Here is a 21,865-nt window from a genome sequence, read left to right as displayed (position 1 = left end):
TCACTGCACTGCAATCTGCTGCACCTATGATCGGGCGCCTTGTGGTGGTCGGTCTGGGGTTGATCGGTGGTTCGTTTGCCAAGGGCTTGCGTGAAAGTGGCATCTGCCGCGAAGTGGTCGGGGTCGATCTCGATCCGCAATCGCGCAAGCTGGCGGTCGAGTTGGGTGTGGTCGATCGTTGTGAAGATGATCTGGTGGTGGCCTGTCAGGGCGCTGACGTGATTCAGCTGGCGGTGCCGATTCTGGCCATGGAAAAAGTGCTCGCGCGTTTGGCGAGTATTGATCTGGGGGCGGCGATTCTGACCGATGTCGGTAGCGCCAAAGGCAATGTGGTGCGCGCGGCGACCGAGGCGTTTGGCGGCATGCCGGCGCGTTTCGTGCCGGGCCATCCGATTGCCGGCTCCGAGCAGAGCGGGGTGGAAGCCTCCAATGCCGAACTGTTCCGTCGCCACAAAGTGATCCTCACGCCGCTTGAGCAAACCGATCCGGCGGCGTTGGCTGTGGTCGATCGTCTGTGGCGCGAGTTGGGCGCCGACGTCGAGCATATGCAGGTCGAGCGTCATGATGAAGTGCTGGCCGCGACCAGTCATCTGCCGCACCTGCTGGCCTTTGGTCTGGTCGACTCTTTGGCCAAGCGCAATGAAAATCTTGAGATCTTCCGTTACGCTGCGGGCGGTTTCCGCGATTTCACAAGAATCGCCGGAAGCGACCCGGTGATGTGGCACGACATCTTCCTCGCCAACCGCGAGGCTGTCCTACGCACACTCGATACATTTCGCAGCGACCTCGACGCTTTGCGCGACGCGGTCGATGCAGGGGATGGGCACCAATTGTTGGGCGTCTTCACGCGCGCCCGGGTTGCCCGCGAGCATTTCAGTAAAATCCTGGCCCGCAGGGCCTATGTGGACGCTATGAATTCCAACGATCTGATCTTCCTGGCTCAACCTGGTGGCCGCCTGTCCGGTCGGATTCGCGTACCGGGTGACAAATCCATTTCCCACCGTTCGATCATGCTCGGCTCGCTGGCCGAAGGCGTCACCGAAGTCGAAGGTTTCCTTGAGGGCGAAGACGCCCTGGCGACCTTGCAGGCATTCCGCGACATGGGCGTAGTCATCGAAGGCCCGCACCACGGACGCGTGACCATTCACGGTGTCGGCCTGCACGGCCTGAAACCGGCGCCGGGCCCGATCTATCTGGGCAACTCCGGCACGTCGATGCGTCTGCTGTCCGGCCTGTTGGCTGCACAGAGCTTCGACAGCGTTTTGACTGGCGATGCCTCGCTGTCCAAGCGTCCGATGAACCGCGTGGCCAATCCGCTGCGCGAAATGGGCGCGGTCATCGAAACTGCTGCCGAAGGTCGTCCACCAATGACCATTCGTGGCGGGCATAAACTCAAAGGCCTGACTTACACCATGCCGATGGCTAGCGCACAGGTGAAATCCTGCCTGCTGCTCGCCGGTCTGTACGCTGAGGGCAAGACCACCGTGACCGAGCCGGCTCCGACTCGCGACCATACCGAGCGTATGCTGCGTGGTTTCGGTTATTCGGTAAGCGTTGATGGCGCCACGGCATCGGTTGAGTCCGGTGGCAAACTGATTGCGACCCATATTGAAGTGCCGGGCGATATCTCGTCGTCGGCGTTCTTCCTGGTCGCAGCATCGATCGCTGAAGGTTCGGAACTGGTGCTTGAGCACGTCGGCATCAACCCGACCCGTACCGGCGTGATCGACATCCTGCGCCTGATGGGTGCGGACATCACTCTGGAAAACCAGCGTGAAGTCGGCGGCGAGCCTGTGGCTGACCTGCGCGTACGGGCAGCTAAACTCAAAGGTATCGAGATTCCCGAAGAGCTGGTTCCGCTGGCCATCGACGAATTCCCGGTGCTGTTCGTGGCGGCGGCCTGTGCCGAAGGACGCACTGTGCTGACCGGCGCTGAAGAGCTGCGGGTCAAGGAGTCGGATCGCATCCAAGTCATGGCGGACGGTCTATTGGCGCTGGGCGTCAAATGCCAGCCGACCCCGGACGGCATCATCATCGACGGCGGCCAGATTGGCGGCGGCGAAGTGCATGGTCACGGCGATCACCGTATCGCGATGGCTTTCAGTGTGGCCTCCCTGCGCGCCACCGCACCGATCCGCATCCATGATTGCGCTAACGTCGCGACGTCGTTCCCCAACTTCCTCGCGCTGTGCGGGCAGGTCGGTATTCGTGTGGCACAAGAGGCTCAGTCGTGAAAAACATTGCACCGGTCATCACCATTGATGGGCCAAGCGGCTCGGGCAAAGGCACCGTAGCCGGAATTCTGGCCAAGCGTCTGGGCTGGAACCTGCTGGATTCCGGTGCGTTGTACCGCTTGCTGGCATTTGCTGCGCACAACCATGGTGTCGACCTGACCAATGAAGAGCTGCTGAAGAAGCTTGCCGCTCATCTGGATGTTCAGTTCATTGCGGCGACCGAAGGTCAGTTGCAACGGATCATTCTGGAAGGTGACGAAGTCAGCGATGTGATCCGCACCGAAAGCGTCGGCTCCGGCGCTTCGCAAGTGGCTGCATTGCCGGCCGTACGCGAGGCGCTGCTGCAGCGCCAGCGTGCTTTCCAGGAAGCGCCGGGTCTGGTGGCCGATGGTCGCGACATGGGCACAGTGGTTTTTCCGGATGCACCGCTGAAGATTTTCCTGACCGCCAGTGCCGAGGAGAGGGCGCGCCGTCGATATTTGCAGTTGAAGGGCAAAGTCGAGGGTGTTAGTCTGTCGAGTCTGCTAGATGAGATCCGTGCACGCGACGAGCGTGACACCCAGCGAGCGGTAGCCCCGCTTAAGCCGGCGGCTGACGCCATACAGCTGGATTCCACGGAGTTGTCCATCGATCAGGTGCTTGAACGCATCATGAGCGAGATCGCCATTCGCGATATCGCCGGGTGACCAAGAAGGCCGCAGGGGACCAGTCATAGTCCTGCGACGCTTCTTCTATATGAAACTAACCCACACCGTCTGGGGTGTGGAGATGGGCGTATCCTTCGCCCTCATTTACAGGAATTAAAATGAGCGAAAGCTTTGCGGAACTCTTTGAAGAAAGCCTAAAAACCCTGAACCTTCAGGCAGGCTCCATCATCACCGGTGTTATCGTTGATATCGATTACCAAGCTCGCTGGGTAACCGTTCACGCTGGCCTGAAGTCTGAAGCACTCATCCCGCTTGAGCAGTTCTACAACGACGCTGGCGATCTGACTATCAATGTCGGTGACGAAGTTCACGTTGCGCTGGACTCGGTTGAAGACGGTTTCGGTGAAACCAAGCTGTCCCGTGAAAAAGCCAAGCGCGCTGAATGCTGGATCGTTCTGGAAGCAGCCTTCGCAGCCGAGGAAGTGGTCAAGGGCGTTATCAACGGTAAGGTTAAAGGCGGCTTCACTGTCGACGTTAACGGCATCCGTGCGTTCCTGCCAGGTTCCCTGGTTGACGTCCGTCCAGTGCGCGACACCACGCACCTGGAAGGCAAAGAGCTGGAATTCAAGGTCATCAAGCTGGACCAGAAGCGCAACAACGTTGTCGTTTCCCGTCGCAGCGTCCTGGAAGCCGAGAACTCCGCCGAGCGTGAAGCTCTGCTGGAATCCCTGCAGGAAGGCCAGCAAGTCAAAGGTATCGTCAAAAACCTCACCGATTACGGCGCATTCGTCGATCTGGGTGGCGTGGACGGCCTGCTGCACATCACCGACATGGCCTGGAAGCGCATCAAGCATCCTTCCGAGATCGTCAACGTTGGTGACGAAATCGACGTTAAGGTTCTGAAATACGATCGCGAACGCAACCGTGTTTCCCTGGGCCTGAAGCAACTGGGCGAAGATCCATGGGTTGCTATCAAAGCCCGTTACCCAGAAAGCACTCGCGTTACCGCTCGTGTAACCAACCTGACCGACTACGGCTGCTTCGCTGAGCTGGAAGAAGGCGTTGAAGGTCTGGTACACGTTTCGGAAATGGACTGGACCAACAAGAACATCCACCCTTCGAAAGTCGTACAAGTCGGCGACGAAGTGGAAGTTATGGTTCTGGACATCGACGAAGAGCGTCGTCGTATCTCCCTGGGCATCAAGCAGTGCAAATCTAACCCATGGGAAGATTTCTCTGGCCAGTTCAACAAGGGCGATAAAATCTCCGGCACCATCAAGTCGATCACCGATTTCGGTATCTTCATTGGTCTGGACGGCGGCATCGACGGTCTGGTTCACCTGTCCGACATCTCCTGGAACGAAGTGGGCGAAGAAGCCGTACGTCGTTTCAAGAAGGGCGACGAGCTGGACACCGTTATCCTGTCGGTTGACCCAGAGCGCGAGCGTATCTCCCTGGGTATCAAGCAACTGGAAAGCGATCCGTTCTCCGAGTACGTCTCGGTTAACGACAAAGGCGCAATCGTTACTGGCACCGTGAAAGAAGTTGACGCCAAAGGCGCCATCATCGTTCTGGCCGACGATATCGAAGCGACTCTGAAAGCCTCCGAAATCAGCCGTGACCGCGTTGAAGACGCGCGCAACGTTCTGAAAGAAGGCCAGGAAGTAGAAGCCAAGATCATCAGCGTTGATCGTAAGAGCCGTGTAATTCAGCTGTCGATCAAATCGAAAGACGATGCTGAAGAGAAAGAAGCAATCCAGAGCCTGAAAGAAGGTGAGGCTGCTGCTCCTGCCGATACCACTATGGCTGCACTGCTGCGTCAAGCAATGGCCAAACAGAACTAAGTTCTGCTTGATCATGAAAAGGGCGACTTCGGTCGCCCTTTTTTGTGCCTGCGATTTAGTGTTCGCGGCTTGCATGAGGGTTTTGGTGAAACCAATCTGGCTTCCAGGCGGTCTGTTTCTTTAATCGGATCAATCGCCTATTCACGACTAAGCTTGGTCTTAAGTGTGTAGTCGTCGGGCAGTTGCCTGGCATAAGGAAGTGGATGAACAAGTTTATTGTCCTCATGGCTGTGCTGGTTCTGGCTGGCTGTACGACCAGTGCCAAAACCCATGCGGTGCGTGGCGTCAGTGGTATAGAGGTCGACTGCTCTGGGTTGGGCTCTGGCTGGGAGAAATGCCAGAAGCGCGCGGCTAAGGAGTGTAAGGGCGCGGGCTACAAAGTGATCACGCGATCGGATGATGCCAAGGATGAAGATGAGTTTCCTTTTGGCTTCAATCCGGCGGGCTACGTGACGCGAACCATGCTGGTGATCTGTCGATAGGCATGCATTGCTCAGTTTGTTGCTTTGATGCCCTGAAAATGGGCGTTTTGACGCGGAGGAAGATATGTCAATCCCTGGGCTGTTCAAAATCTTCCGGGCGTGCTAAAACCTTTCAAGCGCTGATCTAGCTGCTTGAAAAAGAAGGGAAAAATATGACGAAGTCGGAGTTGATCGAACGAATTGTCACCCATCAAGGGCTGCTCTCATCCAAGGATGTGGAGCTGGCCATCAAGACCATGCTTGAACAAATGTCCCAGTGTCTGGCCACCGGGGATCGTATCGAGATCCGTGGGTTTGGCAGCTTCTCTCTGCACTACCGTGCGCCGCGCGTTGGTCGTAATCCCAAGACCGGCCAGTCGGTCAGTCTGGACGGTAAGTTCGTACCGCATTTCAAACCGGGTAAAGAGCTGCGCGATCGCGTGAATGAGGAAGAGGAGGAGGGGGTTTGACAGTCGCTATCTTTCAAGGGGTTACTCATGCGTAACCTTAAGCGCATATTAATCGGCGTTTTTATACTTTTATTGGTTTTGGTGATTCTGGCGTTTGTTCTCGAGAATCAGCAGTCAGTATCTTTATTGTTTCTCGGTTTGTCCGGGCCTCAATTGCCGGTCTCGCTGTTAATGGTTTTGGCATTGCTCATCGGCATGTTGATTGGGCCGATACTCGGCTGGTTTCTGGGGCGCTCGTGCAGAGCAGGGCGCAAACGTCCTGTCTGAAAACGACAGCTGCAGGGCATCTGTCGAAATTGCGTCTTTGCCTGTCTTTATCCATTAGTAAAACGCTCGTTAAGCTGTAAAATATGGCCCTTGTTCGACAGTGCCTTGATTGCGCGTTCGATTCAGACTGACTCTGACGGAAGCCATCGGATTTGATGGCTTCTGCATTCATGGATTAGACGGTGTTCGTTGAGGGCGCCGTCCGCAGCTCAAGGGTATGGTTTCGCGTGAAAATCCTAGTTACCGGCGGCGCCGGGTTTATCGGCTCGGCAGTCATCCGTCACATCATCTCCAATACCACCGAATCTGTCGTCAACGTCGATAAGCTGACTTATGCCGGTAATCTGGAATCGTTGGCGCAAGTCAGTCAGGATTCGCGTTATGTGTTTGAGCGCGTTGACATTTGCGATCGTGATCAGGTCGATCGTGTTCTGCGTGAACACCAACCGGATGCGATCATGCATCTGGCCGCAGAGTCCCACGTTGATCGATCGATCTCGGGTCCGTCCGAGTTCATCCAAACCAATATCATCGGAACGTACACATTGTTGGAAGCCGCGCGCCACTATTGGTCGGCGCTGGATGATGCGCGTAAAGCAAACTTCCGTTTCCATCATATTTCGACCGACGAAGTTTATGGTGATCTGGAAGGTCCTGAAGATCTGTTCACCGAAAACACGCCTTATCAGCCAAGCTCGCCATACTCGGCTAGCAAGGCCAGCTCCGATCACCTGGTTCGTGCCTGGGCCCGCACTTATGGCCTCCCGACACTGGTTACTAACTGCTCGAATAACTATGGGCCTTGCCATTTTCCTGAGAAATTGATCCCGCTGATCATTCTCAATGCGCTGGAAGGCAAGGCATTGCCGGTCTACGGCAAGGGCAATCAGGTTCGCGATTGGCTCTATGTTGAAGATCATGCCCGCGCATTGTACAAAGTTGTGACCGACGGCGTGATTGGCGAGACTTACAACATTGGTGGACATAACGAAAAACAAAACATCGAAGTCATCCACACCCTGTGTGCACTGCTTGATGAATTGCGACCGGACTCCGGTCACTGCCCTCACGCAAGTTTGATCACCTATGTGCAGGATCGTCCGGGGCACGATCAGCGCTACGCCATTGATGCGAGCAAGATTCAACGTGAATTGGGCTGGATACCGGAAGAGACATTTGAAACCGGCATCCGCAAGACGGTCGAATGGTATCTCGCCAATACTGAATGGGTGGCTCATGTGAAGAGCGGCAGTTATCAGCAGTGGATTGACCAGAATTATAGCGGTCGTTCGGATAACACATGAAGATTCTCCTGCTGGGAAAAAATGGCCAGGTCGGCTGGGAGCTGCAGCGCTCCCTCGCACCGCTTGGAGAGTTGGTCGCGCTTGACCGGCATTCGGTCGATGGTTTGAGTGGTGATCTATCCGACCTTGATGCATTGCGCGCGACGATCCGCCGGGTATGTCCCGACGTCATCGTCAACGCCGCAGCCTATACTGCTGTCGATAAAGCGGAGTCAGATAAAGAGCTGGCCGACCGTGTGAACGGTGAGGCCAGTCGGGTCATGGCAGAGGAAGCGGCATCTCTGGATGCCTGGCTGATCCACTATTCGACAGACTACGTGTTCAGTGGCGAAGGCTCGACACCTTGGATAGAAACCGACGCAGTTGCTCCCGTGAACTACTACGGAGCCAGCAAACTGGCTGGAGAGCAGGCAATTGCTGCGTCGGGTTGCAAGCATCTGATCTTCCGAACCAGTTGGGTCTACGGTGCTCGCGGCAACAACTTTGCCAAGACCATGTTGCGGCTGGCGAAGGATCGCGAATCGCTAGGGGTGATTGCCGACCAGATCGGCGTCCCGACCGGTGCGGACCTGATTGCGGACGTGACCGCTCAGGCGATCCAGCAGGCAATGCATCGCCCCTCCACGCTGTCGGGGCTCTATCATCTGGCGGCTGCCGGTGAAGTGTCCTGGTATGGCTACGCCAGTTTGGTGATCGGTTTTGCCAAAGCCCACGGTGAAGAGCTCGCTGTCACCGCCATCAATCCGATTGATACCAAAGCCTATCCAACACCGGCGCGCCGCCCATTGAACTCACGTTTGAATACGCAGAAGCTACGCGATAATTTTTCTCTACACTTGCCGGATTGGCAAAGTGGTGTAACTCGAATGCTTATGGAAGTTCTCAATAAATGACCACGACAAACCGTAAAGGCATCATCCTCGCTGGTGGTTCGGGCACTCGGTTACATCCTTTGACGCTTGGTGTTTCCAAGCAGATGCTGCCGATCTACGACAAGCCGATGATCTTTTATCCGCTGTCGGTGCTTATGTTGGCGGGTATGCGTGAAATTCTGATTATTTCTACTCCTGAAGATTTGCCCTGCTTTCGCAAGCTTCTGGGTGATGGAAGTCAGTATGGCATCAATCTGACCTATGCCGAACAGCCTAGCCCTGATGGATTGGCACAGGCATTCATTATTGGCGAAGATTTTATTGGTCGAGATCCTTGCTGCCTGATTCTGGGTGACAACATCTTTTATGGACAGCACTTTTCCGACAACTTGCGGACAGCCAGCAATCAAGAAAAGGGCGCAACTGTTTTTGGTTATCACGTTTCCGATCCCGAGCGCTTTGGTGTTGTTGAATTTGACGGTAGTGGCCGTGCATTGAGCATCGAGGAAAAACCTGCAAAGCCAAAATCTAACTTCGTGGTGACAGGTCTGTATTTTTACGACAATGATGTTGTTGAAATTGCTAAAAGTATCAAACCATCGGCACGCGGTGAGTTGGAAATAACAGATGTAAATTGTGTCTATCTCGACAAGGGGGCGCTCAAAGTTGAAACGCTTGGGCGGGGTTTTGCTTGGCTAGATACAGGAACTCATGACTCCTTGCTGGAAGCCAGCCATTTCGTACACACCATTGAAAAACGGCAAGGCTTGAAAGTAGCTTGTCTGGAAGAGATTGCGTTCAACAATAGCTGGATAAACGCGGAGAAGCTAGCGGTTCAGGCGGCAAGCCTCAAGAAGACAGGCTATGGTCAATACCTGCAAAGGCTCTTGGACTTGAGTCGCTGCTAAAGCACTTTTGTAGGGCCTTTATTTTTTTGTGTTAGAGCCTGCAAGCAGGATGGCATGCTATTAAAGTTACCTAAAATTGCAGTATTAATGGCCGCCTACAACGGTATGCGTTGGATCGAAGAGCAATTATCTTCTATTCTCGCGCAGACGGGGGTTGAACTTACTATTTTTATTAGTATTGACCCCTCAAGTGATGGGACTGAGTCTTGGTGTGCAGCATATGCAGCCAATCATCCGGAGGTGATTATTCTGCCTTTTGCTGGCACCTACGGTGGGGCTTCCCGTAATTTCTTTCGATTGATCAGGGATGTTGAGTTGAATGACTTCGACTTTGTTGCGTTTGCTGATCAAGATGATATTTGGGATTGCGACAAGCTGGAGCGGGCGGTAACCCAGCTCACTCGTCGCGATATTGATGCGTATTCCAGTAATGTCATTGCTTTCTGGCCGGACAATCGAGCAGTACTATTGGACAAAGCACAGCCACAGGTGGAGTGGGATTACCTGTTTGAAGCAGCAGGTCCCGGCTGCACATATGTATTGAGTAAGTCTCTAGCGCTGGTGTTAAAGATGAAATTGCTCTCCAGCTGGCTGTCTTTGCAAGAGGTTACTCTTCATGACTGGTTCTGCTACGCATTTGCTCGAAGTCGAGGCTACCGCTGGTATATTGATCCGGTCCCATCAATGAGATATCGGCAACATGAAGCTAATCAAGTTGGTGCTAACTCCGGGCTAGCGCCACTAATTTCACGCTATAAAACAATACACGATGGCTGGTGGTTCGATCAGGTGCAGCTGATTGCTCGGCTAGTGGGGCAAGAAGCTAATCCTTTTGTGAAGCCGTGGTTGACAATGGGCCCTGTTCAGTTGATGCGGCTGTCTTTATCTTCTAGGCACTGTCGGCGTCGGTTACGCGATAAGGTCTTTTTCTTTTTCATTTGCTGGGCGACTGCATTAGTCGGAAAGCGAGAGCGATGAACAAAAAAAAGGTTTTAATTACTGGGGCAAGCGGATTTGTTGGGGAAGCGCTTGTTTTCAGGCTGTTGCGAGACAGGACATTTATTCCGGTTGCAGCCCTGCGTAGATCCTCTCGATTGCACGGTTTGTGTCCGGTAGTCAATTTTGATTTGAACCAGAAAAGTGAGTTGCCCGCACTAAGCGACGTATATGCAGTTTTGCATGCAGCTGCACGTGTACACATCATGAACGAAACGGCAGGCAATTCTCTGCAAGAGTTTCGAAAGCTAAATGTGCAGGGTACGCTGAAGCTTGCGCGGCACGCGGCAGCTTCGGGGGTTAAGCGCTTTATATTTATCAGTTCCATCAAGGTAAACGGTGAGAGCACTCCGCCTGGTAAGCCCTTTTCAGCTGAAGATATACCAGTACCTGTCGATCCATACGCTATATCGAAGTTTGAAGCTGAGGAAGAGTTAAAGTTGTTGGGGCGCCAGACGGGGATGGAAATCGTTATAGTTCGGCCGCCGCTTGTTTATGGTCCGGGCGTGAAAGCCAATTTTCTCAGTATGCTTCAATTTCTACATCGCGGCCTGCCTTTACCTCTTGGTGCTATCGATAATCGGCGAAGCCTGGTGTCGATTGGCAATCTTGTAGATCTGCTTGTTACGTGTATTGATCATCCTGCAGCACCGGGTAATGTTTTTCTTGTGAGTGATGGGGAGGATCTATCCGTCACCCAGCTACTGAAAAGGCTTGCTAGCACGCTTGATAAAAGAGCGAAATTATTGCCGATACCCTTTTGGATTTTGCATTTGATGGCGACTGCAATAGGTATGCGGGAAGTGTCTCGGCGCCTTGGCGAGTCTCTACAGGTTGATATAATAAAAAATCAGAGGGTATTGGGGTGGACTCCGAAAGTTTCTGTCGAAGTCTCTATGAGGCAGACTGTCCAGTCTTACAAGGAAAATAACACAAAATGATTGTTGCGTTCATATTGATGGCTGTATTGGCGGGGTCTTGGCTGTTAACTATGCTGGTGCGGCAATATGCATTGTCTAAAAAGCTTTTTGATATTCCTAATGCGCGTAGTTCACATGTTGTGCCTACCCCTCGTGGGGGGGGGGTGGCGATTGTAATTAGTTTTAGCTGCGTTCTTTTAGCGGTTTTCTTTACGGGAATGGTGAGCACGGTTCAGTTGTGCGCATTATTAGGCTCAGGGCTTTTGGTCGCCGTTATTGGTTTTGTCGACGATCACAGCCATCTCGACGCGCGTTGGCGCTTGGCTGCTCATTTTATAGCCGGCGCTTGGGCGCTATTTTGGTTGGGGGGGCTTGCTCCGTTTTCGTTTTTCGGGGTTGTGCTAAATTTAGGCTGGGTGGGAAATTTTTTTGCAATTATCTATATAGTATGGATGCTCAATCTTTACAATTTTATGGATGGTATTGATGGGCTGGCAAGTGCAGAGGCGATTTGCGCATGTATTGGTTCCGCGTTAATTTTTTGGTTGGCGGGCAATGACTCTTTGGTTTTTGCACCGCTACTGCTCGCAAGTGCTGTGTCGGGTTTCATTTATTGGAATTTTCCGCCCGCAAAAATATTTATGGGCGACGCGGGTAGTGGTTTTTTGGGGGTCACACTTGCAGTTCTGTCTATTTGTGCAGCTTGGGTATCTTCCGAGCTGATGTTCGTATGGCTGATAATGTTAGGGGTGTTTATCGTCGACTCTACTTGGACTCTTATTAGGCGATTGCTTCGTGGTGAAGCAATTTATCAAGCCCACAGAAGTCATGCTTACCAGTATGCTTCGCGTCGATTCAAAAGTCATAAAAAAATTACTGTTTCTATTGTTTTTATTAATGTGGTGTGGTTGTGGCCTCTCGGTCTGCTGGTGGGGTTGCATTGTATTGAGCCTGTACTTGGCCTATTGATTGCTTATCTTCCACTGATTGGAGGTGCTTGCTATTTCAACGCTGGTAGCTCGGAGGTCGGGGCTTGAGCGAATGCAGAGTGATCACTCAAATACTACGAGCTGACTCAATATTTATTGATTTAAATGATCTTGGTGAGAGAGAAGTGGCGTTGGACTAAGGGCGATCTGGAGAGCTATATTAAAATATTGGCTAAGTGCTGATCGAAATTTCGTATTTTATTTGAGTTTCTTCATTGTTCATTCTCCCTTTCTGTTGAAGATGCTTGATAAGTTTTAGAGTGTGGCTGCTAAGTTAGGCAACGAGGGTTGCTTGGTTCTCTAGCATTTTTTTGTGAATCTTGCAAGTCTTTCGTGATTTTTTCTTGGGGCAACCTTGCGCTGGGTGTTCCTCGATGGGGTGCTGCAAGTGTGTCGCATGTCCGAAGGCATCTACGTCTTCGATGTGTTTCTGTGGGTTTCTAATTTCAATGTCTCGTGCGTGCGAGTGGCGTTAGCATCTGAATCATAGTGATCCGATTATCTATTAAGGGTTATACGCCTTTATGGGACAGTGGTAGAATTGCACCACATTTTTGTTTGGGGGCGCTTGGCATCTCCAACGGGATTTTACGCCGTACAGGAGGGGGCTTTGAGTGTCGGAGTGTGTGAATAATTCAGTCTACCGGCGCTGTCGCTATGTTCAAGATGGGTGCGGATCTAGCTCGGCGGGTGAGGATTGTTTTCGAGGTCAATGCGACTTATCGGTGAAGTTCATTGAATCAGTTTCATTCGATGCTCGACCGAGGTTGATACATAGTTTTTTTCGTTCAAAAGATCGCTGTGCGAACGAAAAATTCAACCTCCTGTGCTGATAAAGCTCTAAATCGCAAATCCGCTTGACGTGAAAAGTTGAGTCGTCGCATTCGTTGATTTCGGATTTGGTCTAAGGGGCTGAAGCGAGGTTTGAAGAATGGGCGATACCAAGCTTATAAATTGAAGGTATAGGAATGAATCCACACGCAACCCCCCCCGTCTCGCTTGCATTTCTCATGCGGAGTCTCTGGAACAACCAGGCACTCGTTGCTCAGATGATTCGCCGTGAGGTGGCTGGGCGGTATAAAGGCTCGATGATGGGGCTGGCTTGGTCGTTCCTGAATCCTGTTCTGATGTTAGTGGTTTATACATTTGTGTTTAGCGTGGTTTTTAAAGCTCGCTGGGCCGGTGGTTCTGAGTCTAAAACCGAATTTGCATTGGTTTTGTTTTCGGGTTTGATATTGTTTAATCTTTTTTCCGAGTGTGTGAATAGAGCACCCGCCCTGATTCTCGGAAATGTCAATTACGTGAAGAAAGTAATATTTCCATTGGAGATATTGCCGGTTATAAGTTTGGGTGCTGCTCTGTTTCACTGGGTTATCAGTCTTTTGGTCTGGTTAGTGTTTTATGGGATTTTTTATGGTGTCCCACATGTCACGGTTCTCCTCTTACCACTGATTATGCTGCCGTTGATGTTGCTGTCTCTCGGGATGGGTTGGCTACTTGCCTCGTTAGGGGTCTATCTAAGGGATGTCGCCCAGATCGTTGGCGTACTGATGTCCGTGTTGATGTTCCTGTCTCCTATTTTTTACCCGGTGAGCTCTCTTCCTGCAGATTATCAAGTGATCATGCTTGTTAATCCTCTGACATTGGTGATCGAGCAGACTCGAGACGTAATGATGTGGGGTAAAGCACCGGATTGGATTGTATGGGGAAAATATCTATTATGTTCTGGGGCGTTTTCCTGGATTTGTTTCGTTTGGTTTCAAAAAACACGTAAGGGGTTCGCAGATGTCCTCTGAATTTGCCATAAAGGCCACTAACCTGAGTAAGTGTTATGAGATCTACGAAAATCCACGTGATCGTTTGAAACAATTCGTACTGCCAAGACTCCCTGGTGCCGCGGATCGCAAGTTTTACAAGGAATTCTGGGCGTTGCGCGACCTTTCTTTCGAAGTAAAGAGGGGGGAAAGTGTAGGTATCCTCGGACGTAATGGGTCGGGTAAATCCACGCTCTTGCAAATGATCACGGGAACACTAAGTCCTTCTTCGGGGAGCGTAGAGACCCATGGAAGGATTGCCGCGTTGCTCGAGTTAGGGTCGGGATTCAATCCTGAGTTTTCTGGTCGCGATAATGTCTACATGAATGGTGCCCTATTAGGCTTGAGTCGCGATCAGATAGACAATCGATTTGACTCTATTGCGGCGTTTGCGGACATTGGAGACTTTATCGATCATCCGGTAAAAACATATTCAAGTGGTATGCTTGTTCGTTTGGCGTTTGCCGTCCAAGTCCAGGTTGAGCCAGATATTCTTATTGTAGACGAAGCTCTGGCAGTAGGTGATGCTCTTTTTCAAAAGCGTTGTTTTCAGCGTATCGAGACACTGCTTAATGATGGCGTGACCTTGCTGTTTGTTTCTCATGATATCGAAAGTGTAAGGACTCTTACGCATAATGCTATTTTTTTGAAGAATGGTGTTGTTGTAAAGCAAGGTTCGAGCCCGGAAGTTATTCGAGAGTACCGGCGCCACCTTCATGATGAAGAGGTTGATTACTTCTCGACTCTTATTAAAAAGGTTTCAGATGGTTCTGTGAGTTCTCCCGCTCAAGTCTCGACGTTAAATGATGCAGATAATCAGGAAGCTGATTTGCCACAGGTAACTGAGCGCTCAGAATCGTTGTCATTTGGGGATGCGGAAGTCAAGGTTTTGTCGGTTAAAACGTTTGATGGAGAAGGTAATCAAAAGTCTATCTTCATTCCCGGCGAGAAAGTTTTTGTTAGGGTGAATTGCCAAAGTGGAATTGCCATTAATCATTTGAATGTCGCATTAAGGATTCGCAACAAGGAGGGTGTGAAAATATATTCATGGGGAACCCTGAATCAAGACATGAGAGGAATCGCAGCGGAAGAAAGAACCGGGCTTTTTTGGAATAGAGAGTTCTCTGCGGGTGAACAGTTTTCTGTTGATTTTGACTTCGATTGTGCTCTTGGTACAAATTTGTATGAGGTACAAGCTGCCGTTTCTTATGAAGAGACCCCCGACTATCATGGGCAGAGAATTCTCCATTGGGTCGATGAAGCAGCTTTTTTTCAGTGTGTAGTTAATAGAGATATTAATTTTTTTGGTGGCGTTGTTAACCTGGATATGAGGGCGAAATGGTGAGTAATAGCACTGGATCTGGATACGACTATGCCGGGCAATACAATGATTTTTGGTCTCGTTCCGATCGTATGGGAACAGATTCCTACCTGGATCGTGACGACCTTGTAGATAGCATCATCGAGAGTGTTGGTTACGGCAAAGTATTGGATTTAGGTTGTGGTGAGGGGCGTCTTGTAAGAGCTCTTGCCGAGAAAGGGCTCGACGCTTATGGCCTTGATATTTCTCAGGTCGCCATTGATCGCGCGAACTCATATATGCCCGGAAGATTTTTCTGTGGTTCTGCTCTTGAGTTACCCTTTGCAGATCAAGAATTTGATACGGTCGTCTCCACTGATTGTCTTGAACATATTCATCCGGATGACGTCCCACGCGCTATCGCTGAAATTAGACGTGTCTGCAGGAAACACGCATACCTCCAAATTGCCACTACTCAGGATCGTGATGGGCACTGGCATCTAACGGTTGAAGGAAGAGATTGGTGGGAGTCAAGTTTTTTTAAAAATGGATTTCTTAGAAATCCTACATACTACAAAATTAACAGTCTGGCTGACTTGTCTAGTTCCCATTGGCAGATAACGATCCTTATGGATGTCAATCCGGCATGGCCGAAGGGGAACTTGGTAGCCGGTGCATTTACCTCGGTAACTACGGAGTCTCACGCTTATTTATCCGTCTATAAAGAACTGACGGAATTTGTCAGACCAGGTGATGTTGTATTTAACTGGTCCGAGGCGGCGGGTGAGGGTGGATCTGTAATAAGGGCGCTTTCAAACGCAGGTTCGGTATCGTTGTTTGTTGCCGAAGAAAAAGATTGTCAGGTTAGGGAATCCAGCCCAGACATAGGTTCAAGCCTTAAGTGGTTCAGCCATGCAGATTTTCAGGCTGAATGTTTGAATGCTGAAGGACGGGTGAATCTAGTCATAATTGATTGTAACAATCCGTCAATATTTCAATGTGAAGACATTTATCGAGTTTTAGTTCCTGGTGGTCGACTAATACTCCTCTCCGCGGTGTCCGATCTTCCTAGTGGTTTTGAGTTTGCGCCGCTACCATCCGATTATGCCTTTGAGAAAAGTGGTGAGTTGTCGCTGCTTGGAGTTTCTTATACATATTCGGTTTATATTACTTCGATTGATCAACCACATAAGTCTTTTGTTTCCAGCGTTCATGGTTACAACGCGCCCCCCCTCAATCTGATAAATTTTGAGCGGGATTACGTAAACCCTTGGCTTCCTCTGGGCGTGGTAGTCAATGGCGTTCGCACAAGTAATTTTAAGCTTGTCGGCTCTATATGCTCGAATGTCCTGGCTGACGAATCGAAGGCAAATTCCGCCGATTTTGGTGCGTCGCTTTGTGTCATGGGTTATCGCTTGCTTGAGAAGCAAGAAGTTTCTCACGAAGAGCTGAAACGCTATGTATCTATTATCGACGTGTTTTCCGCTGCTCAGGTTGATACTCGTAATGCTCATCTATTCCGCTGGTTAGTATCTTTAAGCTATTTAAAAGCCAAGCTACTTTTGAAAGCCGGTGCACTGGATGAGGCTGCAGCTGAGTTATTGCGTTTAGTTAAGTATGATGTGACAAGATTTAGCCCGACACTCGGAACAAAAATAGTGTCTGCCTATATTGATCTGGGCAATATTCGTTGTGCTTTACACGATTACGAGTCAGCGGCAGATTCCTGGACCCAAGGTATGCATGCGGGAATCAAGCTCTTTCAAGCTGACGAGGTCGAGTGGATAGGTGATCCTGAACTCCCTATCAAAGGCGCGCTCTACGAAGCGACACAGATTGCCGATCTCGTAAATACTTGCACTCTATCGCTGAGAGCGCTAAAGCTCTATCTCGCTGGAGTACTTCCTTTTAATAGAATTTGGGAAGACGCTTCGGACTCTGTATTCAAGATAAATAAAAAGCGTTTTGCCCTATTAGAGAAACAGGGGGCTCGGCTTACGGCAGTTGAAGATGCATACTTCGCACAGGCAGACCTGCTGGAAAAGCGCTGGGACGTAATGCAGTCTATGGAAGGCATGATTCAACAGCGTGATGAGGCTATTGCTCATCAAGGTAAAATGTTGGAAGAACGTTGGGCTATTATGCAGTCGATGGAGGCCATGATTCAGGAGCGTGATGAGATTATTACGCAACACCAGGCTATGGATTCCGTTTCCTGCGAGAGCGTTGTTGTTGATAGTAGCAATCAACGCTTTCTTGATGAGGTGCTCGCCTCTGTAGTTAATCCAGTACCATTCGGTGATCTGGCATTAACGCATTACTTGTTTACTGCGAAGCTTTATTCGGCGGTGCAAGAGGCGGGTGTTCGTGATTTGTTTTTCTTTGCTCGAGAAGGTAAACCACTGAAGCAAATGTTTGATTTTTATCAAGCATCGAAAAAGCATAGAAAGCCGATAAGAACCCATTATCTCCAAGTTTCTCGCCGCTCGACACTCCTGCTTTCTCTCGGGAAGTTGGAGGAAGAGTCTTTCGAGATTCTTTTCAGGCAGTATCGGCAGCTTTCCATCTCTGACTTTCTGAAAAGTTTGGTTTTAGAGTCGCACGCACAGCGTCTTGAAATTGCGCTAGGGGTCGCTCCTGGAGCTTTTGATACTGTTGAGCATGATCTTCCCAGTGCTTCAATGTTTTCTGAGTTGCTGCAGTTGCAGGAGTTCAAAGATCTTTATGAGGCAGAACGTGCAAGCCGGAGTGATGCGTTCTTGGCTTATATCGATAGTATGGTTGTTGGTGGGCTCCCTAGTGAGCTACATGTAGTCGATGTCGGCTGGAAAGGATCCATTCAGGATAATATTTTCAATTGGCTGAAGCATTTGCGCGGTGATGCGGCGGTCGTGAAGGGCTATTACTTGGGTCTTGTCGCCCATGGCATTCTCAATTCAAATAATCATAAAAACGGGCTAGTGTTCTCGAATATTAATAATCTAAGTGACGGCTTCCATGTATTTAATGAAAACCGTTCTTTGTTCGAGGTTGCGTTACATGCAGATCATGGGTCTGCTCAGAAATATGTTAAAACATCCGATAAAGAAGTTATGGTTGTTCAAGATGAGTTTTTGGAAAAACAGATGATTGAGGATAAGGTCCTGCCTGTGTCCAGAGAAATAATGCGTCTGTTCGAGAAAGTGGTCAATGTCTTGGCTGTGACGCCGATTTCTGACGATCAGTTTTTGCGTTTAGCGATCAAACGACATGCCAGGATGGTGTTTGAACCGACTGAATCTGAAATCCAATGGCTACTTGGATTGTCTCATCGAGAAAATTTTGGCGTTTTTGCAGAGTCTAGGTTCGTTGTTTCTACAAATAAACTGACTTTGAAAGATCAAGTTAAGTTTACTGTTAATTTGTTCTTGTCTCGTAGGCCTTCAGAGCTTGGTTTCTGGCCTTGGCTCACGATTAGAACTAAGGGTGTTAGAGGTTTAAGTGCTGTATATAAGCTATTTCGCCTTTGGAAAAGTCGTTAATTAGTTAATGCTGAAATGATCAGGATTGAGGTGGGATAAGATGGAAGTGTGTTTTGTTGTAGGATCAATGGCAATAAGTGGAGGCACCTATGTCATTATTCAGCATGCGAGTTATTTGCGCGAGCGCGGGCATAGTGTAACACTTGCTGTTCAAGAGCCTTTTACGAAAGATACACTTGCTTGGCATGATGAAGCGCTAAAATTGCGTTGCCTTCCGATTGAGGAGGCAAAAAAAGAGCGATTTGACCTCGTGATTGCTACATGGTGGAAGACTGCATTTGAGCTTTGTAATTTCGATGCTCGACGCTATGGCTACTTTGTCCAGTCCATCGAATCTCGCTTCTATCCTGAATCAGAGCGCCCTTTACGTTCACTCGTTGATGCGACATACAACTTTCCGATTGAATATGTCACTGAGGCAAGCTGGATTCAGGAACATCTTAATCATTGCTTTCACCAGCGCGCGGATCTTGTACGTAACGGCGTTCGCAAAGATGTTTACTCACCTAGCGGACCAACGATAGAAGCTCGTCCAATTGGTAAGCAACCTAGAGTATTGGTCGAGGGGCATTTCGGAGTTTCGTTCAAAAACACCGCCCTTGGGGTCAAGTTGGCCCGTGAGGCTGGTGCGAAAGATATCTGGCTGTTAACAGGGTCTCCAATTAATTGGATTCCTGGAGTTTCACGCGTTTTTTCTCGTGTGCCGATGGTCAAAACTGCTGAGATCTATCGCTCTTGCGATATCTTAATAAAGTTGAGTACGGTCGAGGGAATGTTTGGGCCACCTCTCGAGCTATTCCACTGCGGTGGCACATCGATTGTCTTTGATGTATCGGGGCACGATGAGTACATCATCGATGGAAAAAATGCTGTGGTAGCAAAAACAGGCGATGTTGATGCTGTTGTGAAAGCGCTCAAGCGCCTCCTGACTGATAGGACTGAGCTTCTTCACTTACAGGGTGAAGCGCTTAAAACTGCCGAGAAGTGGCCATCTTGGCCTGAGGCCTCGGAGCGTTTTGAGCGTTGGATCGAAAAGTGCCTGGAGGGGCCTGCGGTTGATAGAGATCGATTGCTCGAGCTTACAAATAAAGCTTTTGAAGAATATTCGATTTCCGAAAAGAATCGCTTGAATACTAATCCATCGATAATCCGTAGGCATAAATTAAGTGCTTTGGCGCAAAAGCTTCCTGCCTCATTAAAATTAAGGGTCAAGCAGCTTGAAGCTATCGGTGAAGTTGTCTTTGGCGGACGAGTGGTTAAATGATTTATAAGCTTAAAACCGTCGATGTTTGGGATACTCTGCTCAGGAGGGATTGCCATCCAGAGTGCATTAAGCTTTCGACAGCGGCTCACGTGAGTTTGTTGCTGGACGGAAAGTTTAAACCTGGGTATCAAACAGCCTGGGAAATCTATCTGGCTCGGGTTGATGCAGAAATGCGGCTTGCGCATAGTGCTCGTGATCTTGGAAAGGATGAAGAATACGAGATCGTTGATGTTCTTGGGCACTGGCTATCCACTATTCTCTCTGAACGGTATGACTCTGCTTTGCCTAAGCTTCTTTCAGAGTATGAATTGGCCGTCGAGATTGCCCGAACCTCTGCTGATCCGGATATTGAGGCTTTTCTTGCAGATTATCCCTCAGAAAAAACGATTTTTCTTTCCGATTTCTACATGTCAGCCTCCATGCTTGAACGGTTGCTTGAGAGTAATCGACTCAAGCATCTGATATCGAGCGGTATTAGTTCGTGTGATGTCGGGCTGAATAAAAGATCTGGTGCGTTGTTTAAGCATTTACATCAGACATTGAACATTCAACCTCATGAACATGTACATATTGGGGATAATGCCTGGTCCGATGTTGAGTCTCCGGCTCGTCACGGCGTACTCGGAATTTCATTCGTTCCAGAGCATTCGCATAATGCCCGCCTGCAAAGCGAGAGTCTTTTTTCTTCTCGCTCAGTTTTGTTTCAATATCTGAGAGTTCTTCAAGATGAGGCTCTGCAATCCCGACTTGGTGCTATAACAGATAAGAGTACTACTGCCTTTCGGATGGGGGTCGAAGCAGCTCCATTATTTATGGGGCAGGGTTTGTGGATTGCAGAGCAGGCAATTGCAAAAAAGCTCGAAAAGCTTTATTTCTTCACTCGTGAGGGTGAGTTTTTTCGACAAGTATACGAACATCTCTTTCCTAAACTGGAAATCCATGGGCATGTTTTGCCTCCTCACTGCGACTTAGAGGTGAGCAGGCTGTCTACTTTTGTTGCATCAATGAATGATGTGGCTCCTCAAGAGTTTGAGCGAATCTGGCGTCTTAATCGTTCCCAGAAAGTGTCGGGTCTTTTTTCAACACTCGGACTTCAGCATAGCGATTTTTCTGATATTTTGGAGACGGTTGGCTTACTTTCTGACGAAGTAATCGAGAACCCAGAGACGGATGAGAGACTTGCATTACTTATAGGCTCTCCTGCGTTCCGCGCAGCCGTCATGGAAAAAATTCAAAGTCAGAAAGAGTTGCTTAAAGAGTACTTGGCCCAAAAGGGTATTGCCGGCAATGAAAAGATCGGAGTCGTCGATATAGGCTGGAGAGGCACTATTCAGGATAACTTGGCGCGGATAATTCCTGAGTCTCATATTCATGGAATGTATCTTGGGTTGCGTAGATTTATCAATTCGCAACCCGATAATGTAACAAAAAGCGCTTATGCGGCTGACGAGCTTTTGGATATTGATACGGGTCACTTGTTTGAAGTGTTCGGTGTGTTGGAGATGCTTTGTAATTCTGATAAAGGCAGCGTAGAGTGCTATGTTAAAGACACTGTCGGTGTGGTTGCAAGGCGGAGTGTTTCTGTCGAAGAAAATACGTCCTACGAGCAATTTTCTAAGCATTTTCAGGACGGTGTAATATTCGCAACTCAAATATGGGGTCCCTATCTGGAGCGCTATGTTGTGTCTGCGGGAGAAATGCGAGAGTTGGCGCGGACCATTTGGGGAAAGTTAAGTACCGACCCTGATGCGGATCTGGCAAAAATTTTTATCGAAACTCCTCAGCACGATTTTTTTGGTTTTGGCGAGATTTTTGAAAAAAACCGAGTGCCTTCGTTACCAGTTATATTCTTGTCGCCCTTTGTTAAAGGTGCGCGTCGAGAAGTAATTGACTATATCCGAAGGGTCCAATGGACTTCAGCGGTAAAACAATTAAAGGGTATCGGCTTTATTCATCGTGCTGTACTTGTTTTCCTGTTCACGGCGGCGAATGCTTACCGGAGATACCGGATGAAGTCTCGAAATCGCTAATTTCAGTACAGTAGTGCCGGCCCA

General features: G+C 49.6%; 17 protein-coding genes. All 17 read left to right on the top strand.

From position 1 onward, the window contains the following. The first annotated feature begins 26 nt into the window (after positions 1-26). The 17 genes from CLU80_RS04735 (at position 27) to CLU80_RS04655 (ending at position 21,841) form a co-directional block, all read left to right on the top strand. Positions 27-2,234 (top strand): bifunctional prephenate dehydrogenase/3-phosphoshikimate 1-carboxyvinyltransferase, encoded by a 2,208-nt coding sequence (locus CLU80_RS04735; RefSeq protein WP_256573919.1) that lies wholly within the window; start codon positions 27-29, stop codon positions 2,232-2,234. Next, complete coding sequence (gene cmk / locus CLU80_RS04730) at positions 2,231-2,920, top strand: (d)CMP kinase (protein ID WP_064391442.1); 690 nt, start codon at positions 2,231-2,233, stop codon at positions 2,918-2,920. The genes CLU80_RS04735 and cmk overlap by 4 nt, the downstream gene beginning before the upstream one ends. Positions 2,921-3,039: 119 nt before the next feature. Further along, complete coding sequence (gene rpsA / locus CLU80_RS04725; RefSeq protein WP_093435292.1) at positions 3,040-4,725, top strand: 30S ribosomal protein S1; 1,686 nt, start codon at positions 3,040-3,042, stop codon at positions 4,723-4,725. A gap of 203 nt (positions 4,726-4,928) precedes the next feature. Further along, positions 4,929-5,207, top strand: coding sequence for a hypothetical protein (locus CLU80_RS04720; RefSeq protein WP_007908433.1), 279 nt, complete (start codon positions 4,929-4,931; stop codon positions 5,205-5,207). 152 nt (positions 5,208-5,359) lie between these two features. After that, on the top strand, positions 5,360-5,656 hold the full coding sequence (gene ihfB / locus CLU80_RS04715; RefSeq protein WP_003189779.1) for an integration host factor subunit beta: 297 nt from the start codon (positions 5,360-5,362) through the stop codon (positions 5,654-5,656). A 27-nt stretch (positions 5,657-5,683) separates the two neighbouring features. After that, positions 5,684-5,923: a LapA family protein gene (locus CLU80_RS04710; RefSeq protein WP_099756879.1), complete on the top strand. Its 240-nt coding sequence runs from the start codon at positions 5,684-5,686 to the stop codon at positions 5,921-5,923. 227 nt (positions 5,924-6,150) lie between these two features. After that, positions 6,151-7,227: a dTDP-glucose 4,6-dehydratase gene (gene rfbB / locus CLU80_RS04705; RefSeq protein WP_286079700.1), complete on the top strand. Its 1,077-nt coding sequence runs from the start codon at positions 6,151-6,153 to the stop codon at positions 7,225-7,227. Further along, positions 7,224-8,120 (top strand): dTDP-4-dehydrorhamnose reductase, encoded by an 897-nt coding sequence (gene rfbD / locus CLU80_RS04700; protein ID WP_099756877.1) that lies wholly within the window; start codon positions 7,224-7,226, stop codon positions 8,118-8,120. Before rfbB ends, rfbD begins: the two co-directional genes overlap by 4 nt. Beyond that, on the top strand, positions 8,117-9,007 hold the full coding sequence (gene rfbA, locus CLU80_RS04695) for a glucose-1-phosphate thymidylyltransferase RfbA (protein WP_099756876.1): 891 nt from the start codon (positions 8,117-8,119) through the stop codon (positions 9,005-9,007). The genes rfbD and rfbA overlap by 4 nt, the downstream gene beginning before the upstream one ends. Before the next feature lie 54 nt (positions 9,008-9,061). Next, positions 9,062-9,985 carry a glycosyltransferase gene (locus CLU80_RS04690; RefSeq protein WP_099756875.1) on the top strand — a complete coding sequence of 308 codons (924 nt, stop codon included), beginning with the start codon at positions 9,062-9,064 and terminating at the stop codon, positions 9,983-9,985. Further along, positions 9,982-10,944, top strand: a complete 963-nt coding sequence (locus CLU80_RS04685) for an NAD-dependent epimerase/dehydratase family protein (RefSeq protein ID WP_099756874.1) — start codon at positions 9,982-9,984, stop codon at positions 10,942-10,944. Before CLU80_RS04690 ends, CLU80_RS04685 begins: the two co-directional genes overlap by 4 nt. Beyond that, positions 10,941-11,960, top strand: a complete 1,020-nt coding sequence (locus CLU80_RS04680) for an MraY family glycosyltransferase (protein WP_099756873.1) — start codon at positions 10,941-10,943, stop codon at positions 11,958-11,960. Before CLU80_RS04685 ends, CLU80_RS04680 begins: the two co-directional genes overlap by 4 nt. Positions 11,961-12,880: 920 nt before the next feature. Next, entirely contained in the window at positions 12,881-13,708 is an 828-nt protein-coding gene (locus tag CLU80_RS04675; protein WP_286079699.1) for an ABC transporter permease, read from the top strand. Beyond that, on the top strand, positions 13,698-15,071 hold the full coding sequence (locus CLU80_RS04670) for an ABC transporter ATP-binding protein (RefSeq protein WP_099756872.1): 1,374 nt from the start codon (positions 13,698-13,700) through the stop codon (positions 15,069-15,071). Before CLU80_RS04675 ends, CLU80_RS04670 begins: the two co-directional genes overlap by 11 nt. Further along, a complete protein-coding gene (locus CLU80_RS04665; protein ID WP_099756871.1) occupies positions 15,065-18,547 on the top strand; it encodes a methyltransferase domain-containing protein in 3,483 nt (1,160 codons plus the stop codon). Before CLU80_RS04670 ends, CLU80_RS04665 begins: the two co-directional genes overlap by 7 nt. Positions 18,548-18,587: 40 nt before the next feature. Next, positions 18,588-19,811: a glycosyltransferase gene (locus tag CLU80_RS04660; protein ID WP_099756870.1), complete on the top strand. Its 1,224-nt coding sequence runs from the start codon at positions 18,588-18,590 to the stop codon at positions 19,809-19,811. Beyond that, a complete protein-coding gene (locus CLU80_RS04655; RefSeq protein ID WP_099756869.1) occupies positions 19,808-21,841 on the top strand; it encodes an HAD family hydrolase in 2,034 nt (677 codons plus the stop codon). Before CLU80_RS04660 ends, CLU80_RS04655 begins: the two co-directional genes overlap by 4 nt. Positions 21,842-21,865 lie beyond the last annotated feature (24 nt).

The sequence above is a fragment of the Pseudomonas sp. 29 genome (assembly GCF_002754355.1).
GTDB classification, from domain to species: domain Bacteria; phylum Pseudomonadota; class Gammaproteobacteria; order Pseudomonadales; family Pseudomonadaceae; genus Aquipseudomonas; species Aquipseudomonas neuropathica.
The sequence above is the reverse complement of the archived record's forward strand: the minus strand, read 5'-3'. Positions and strand labels throughout refer to the sequence as shown.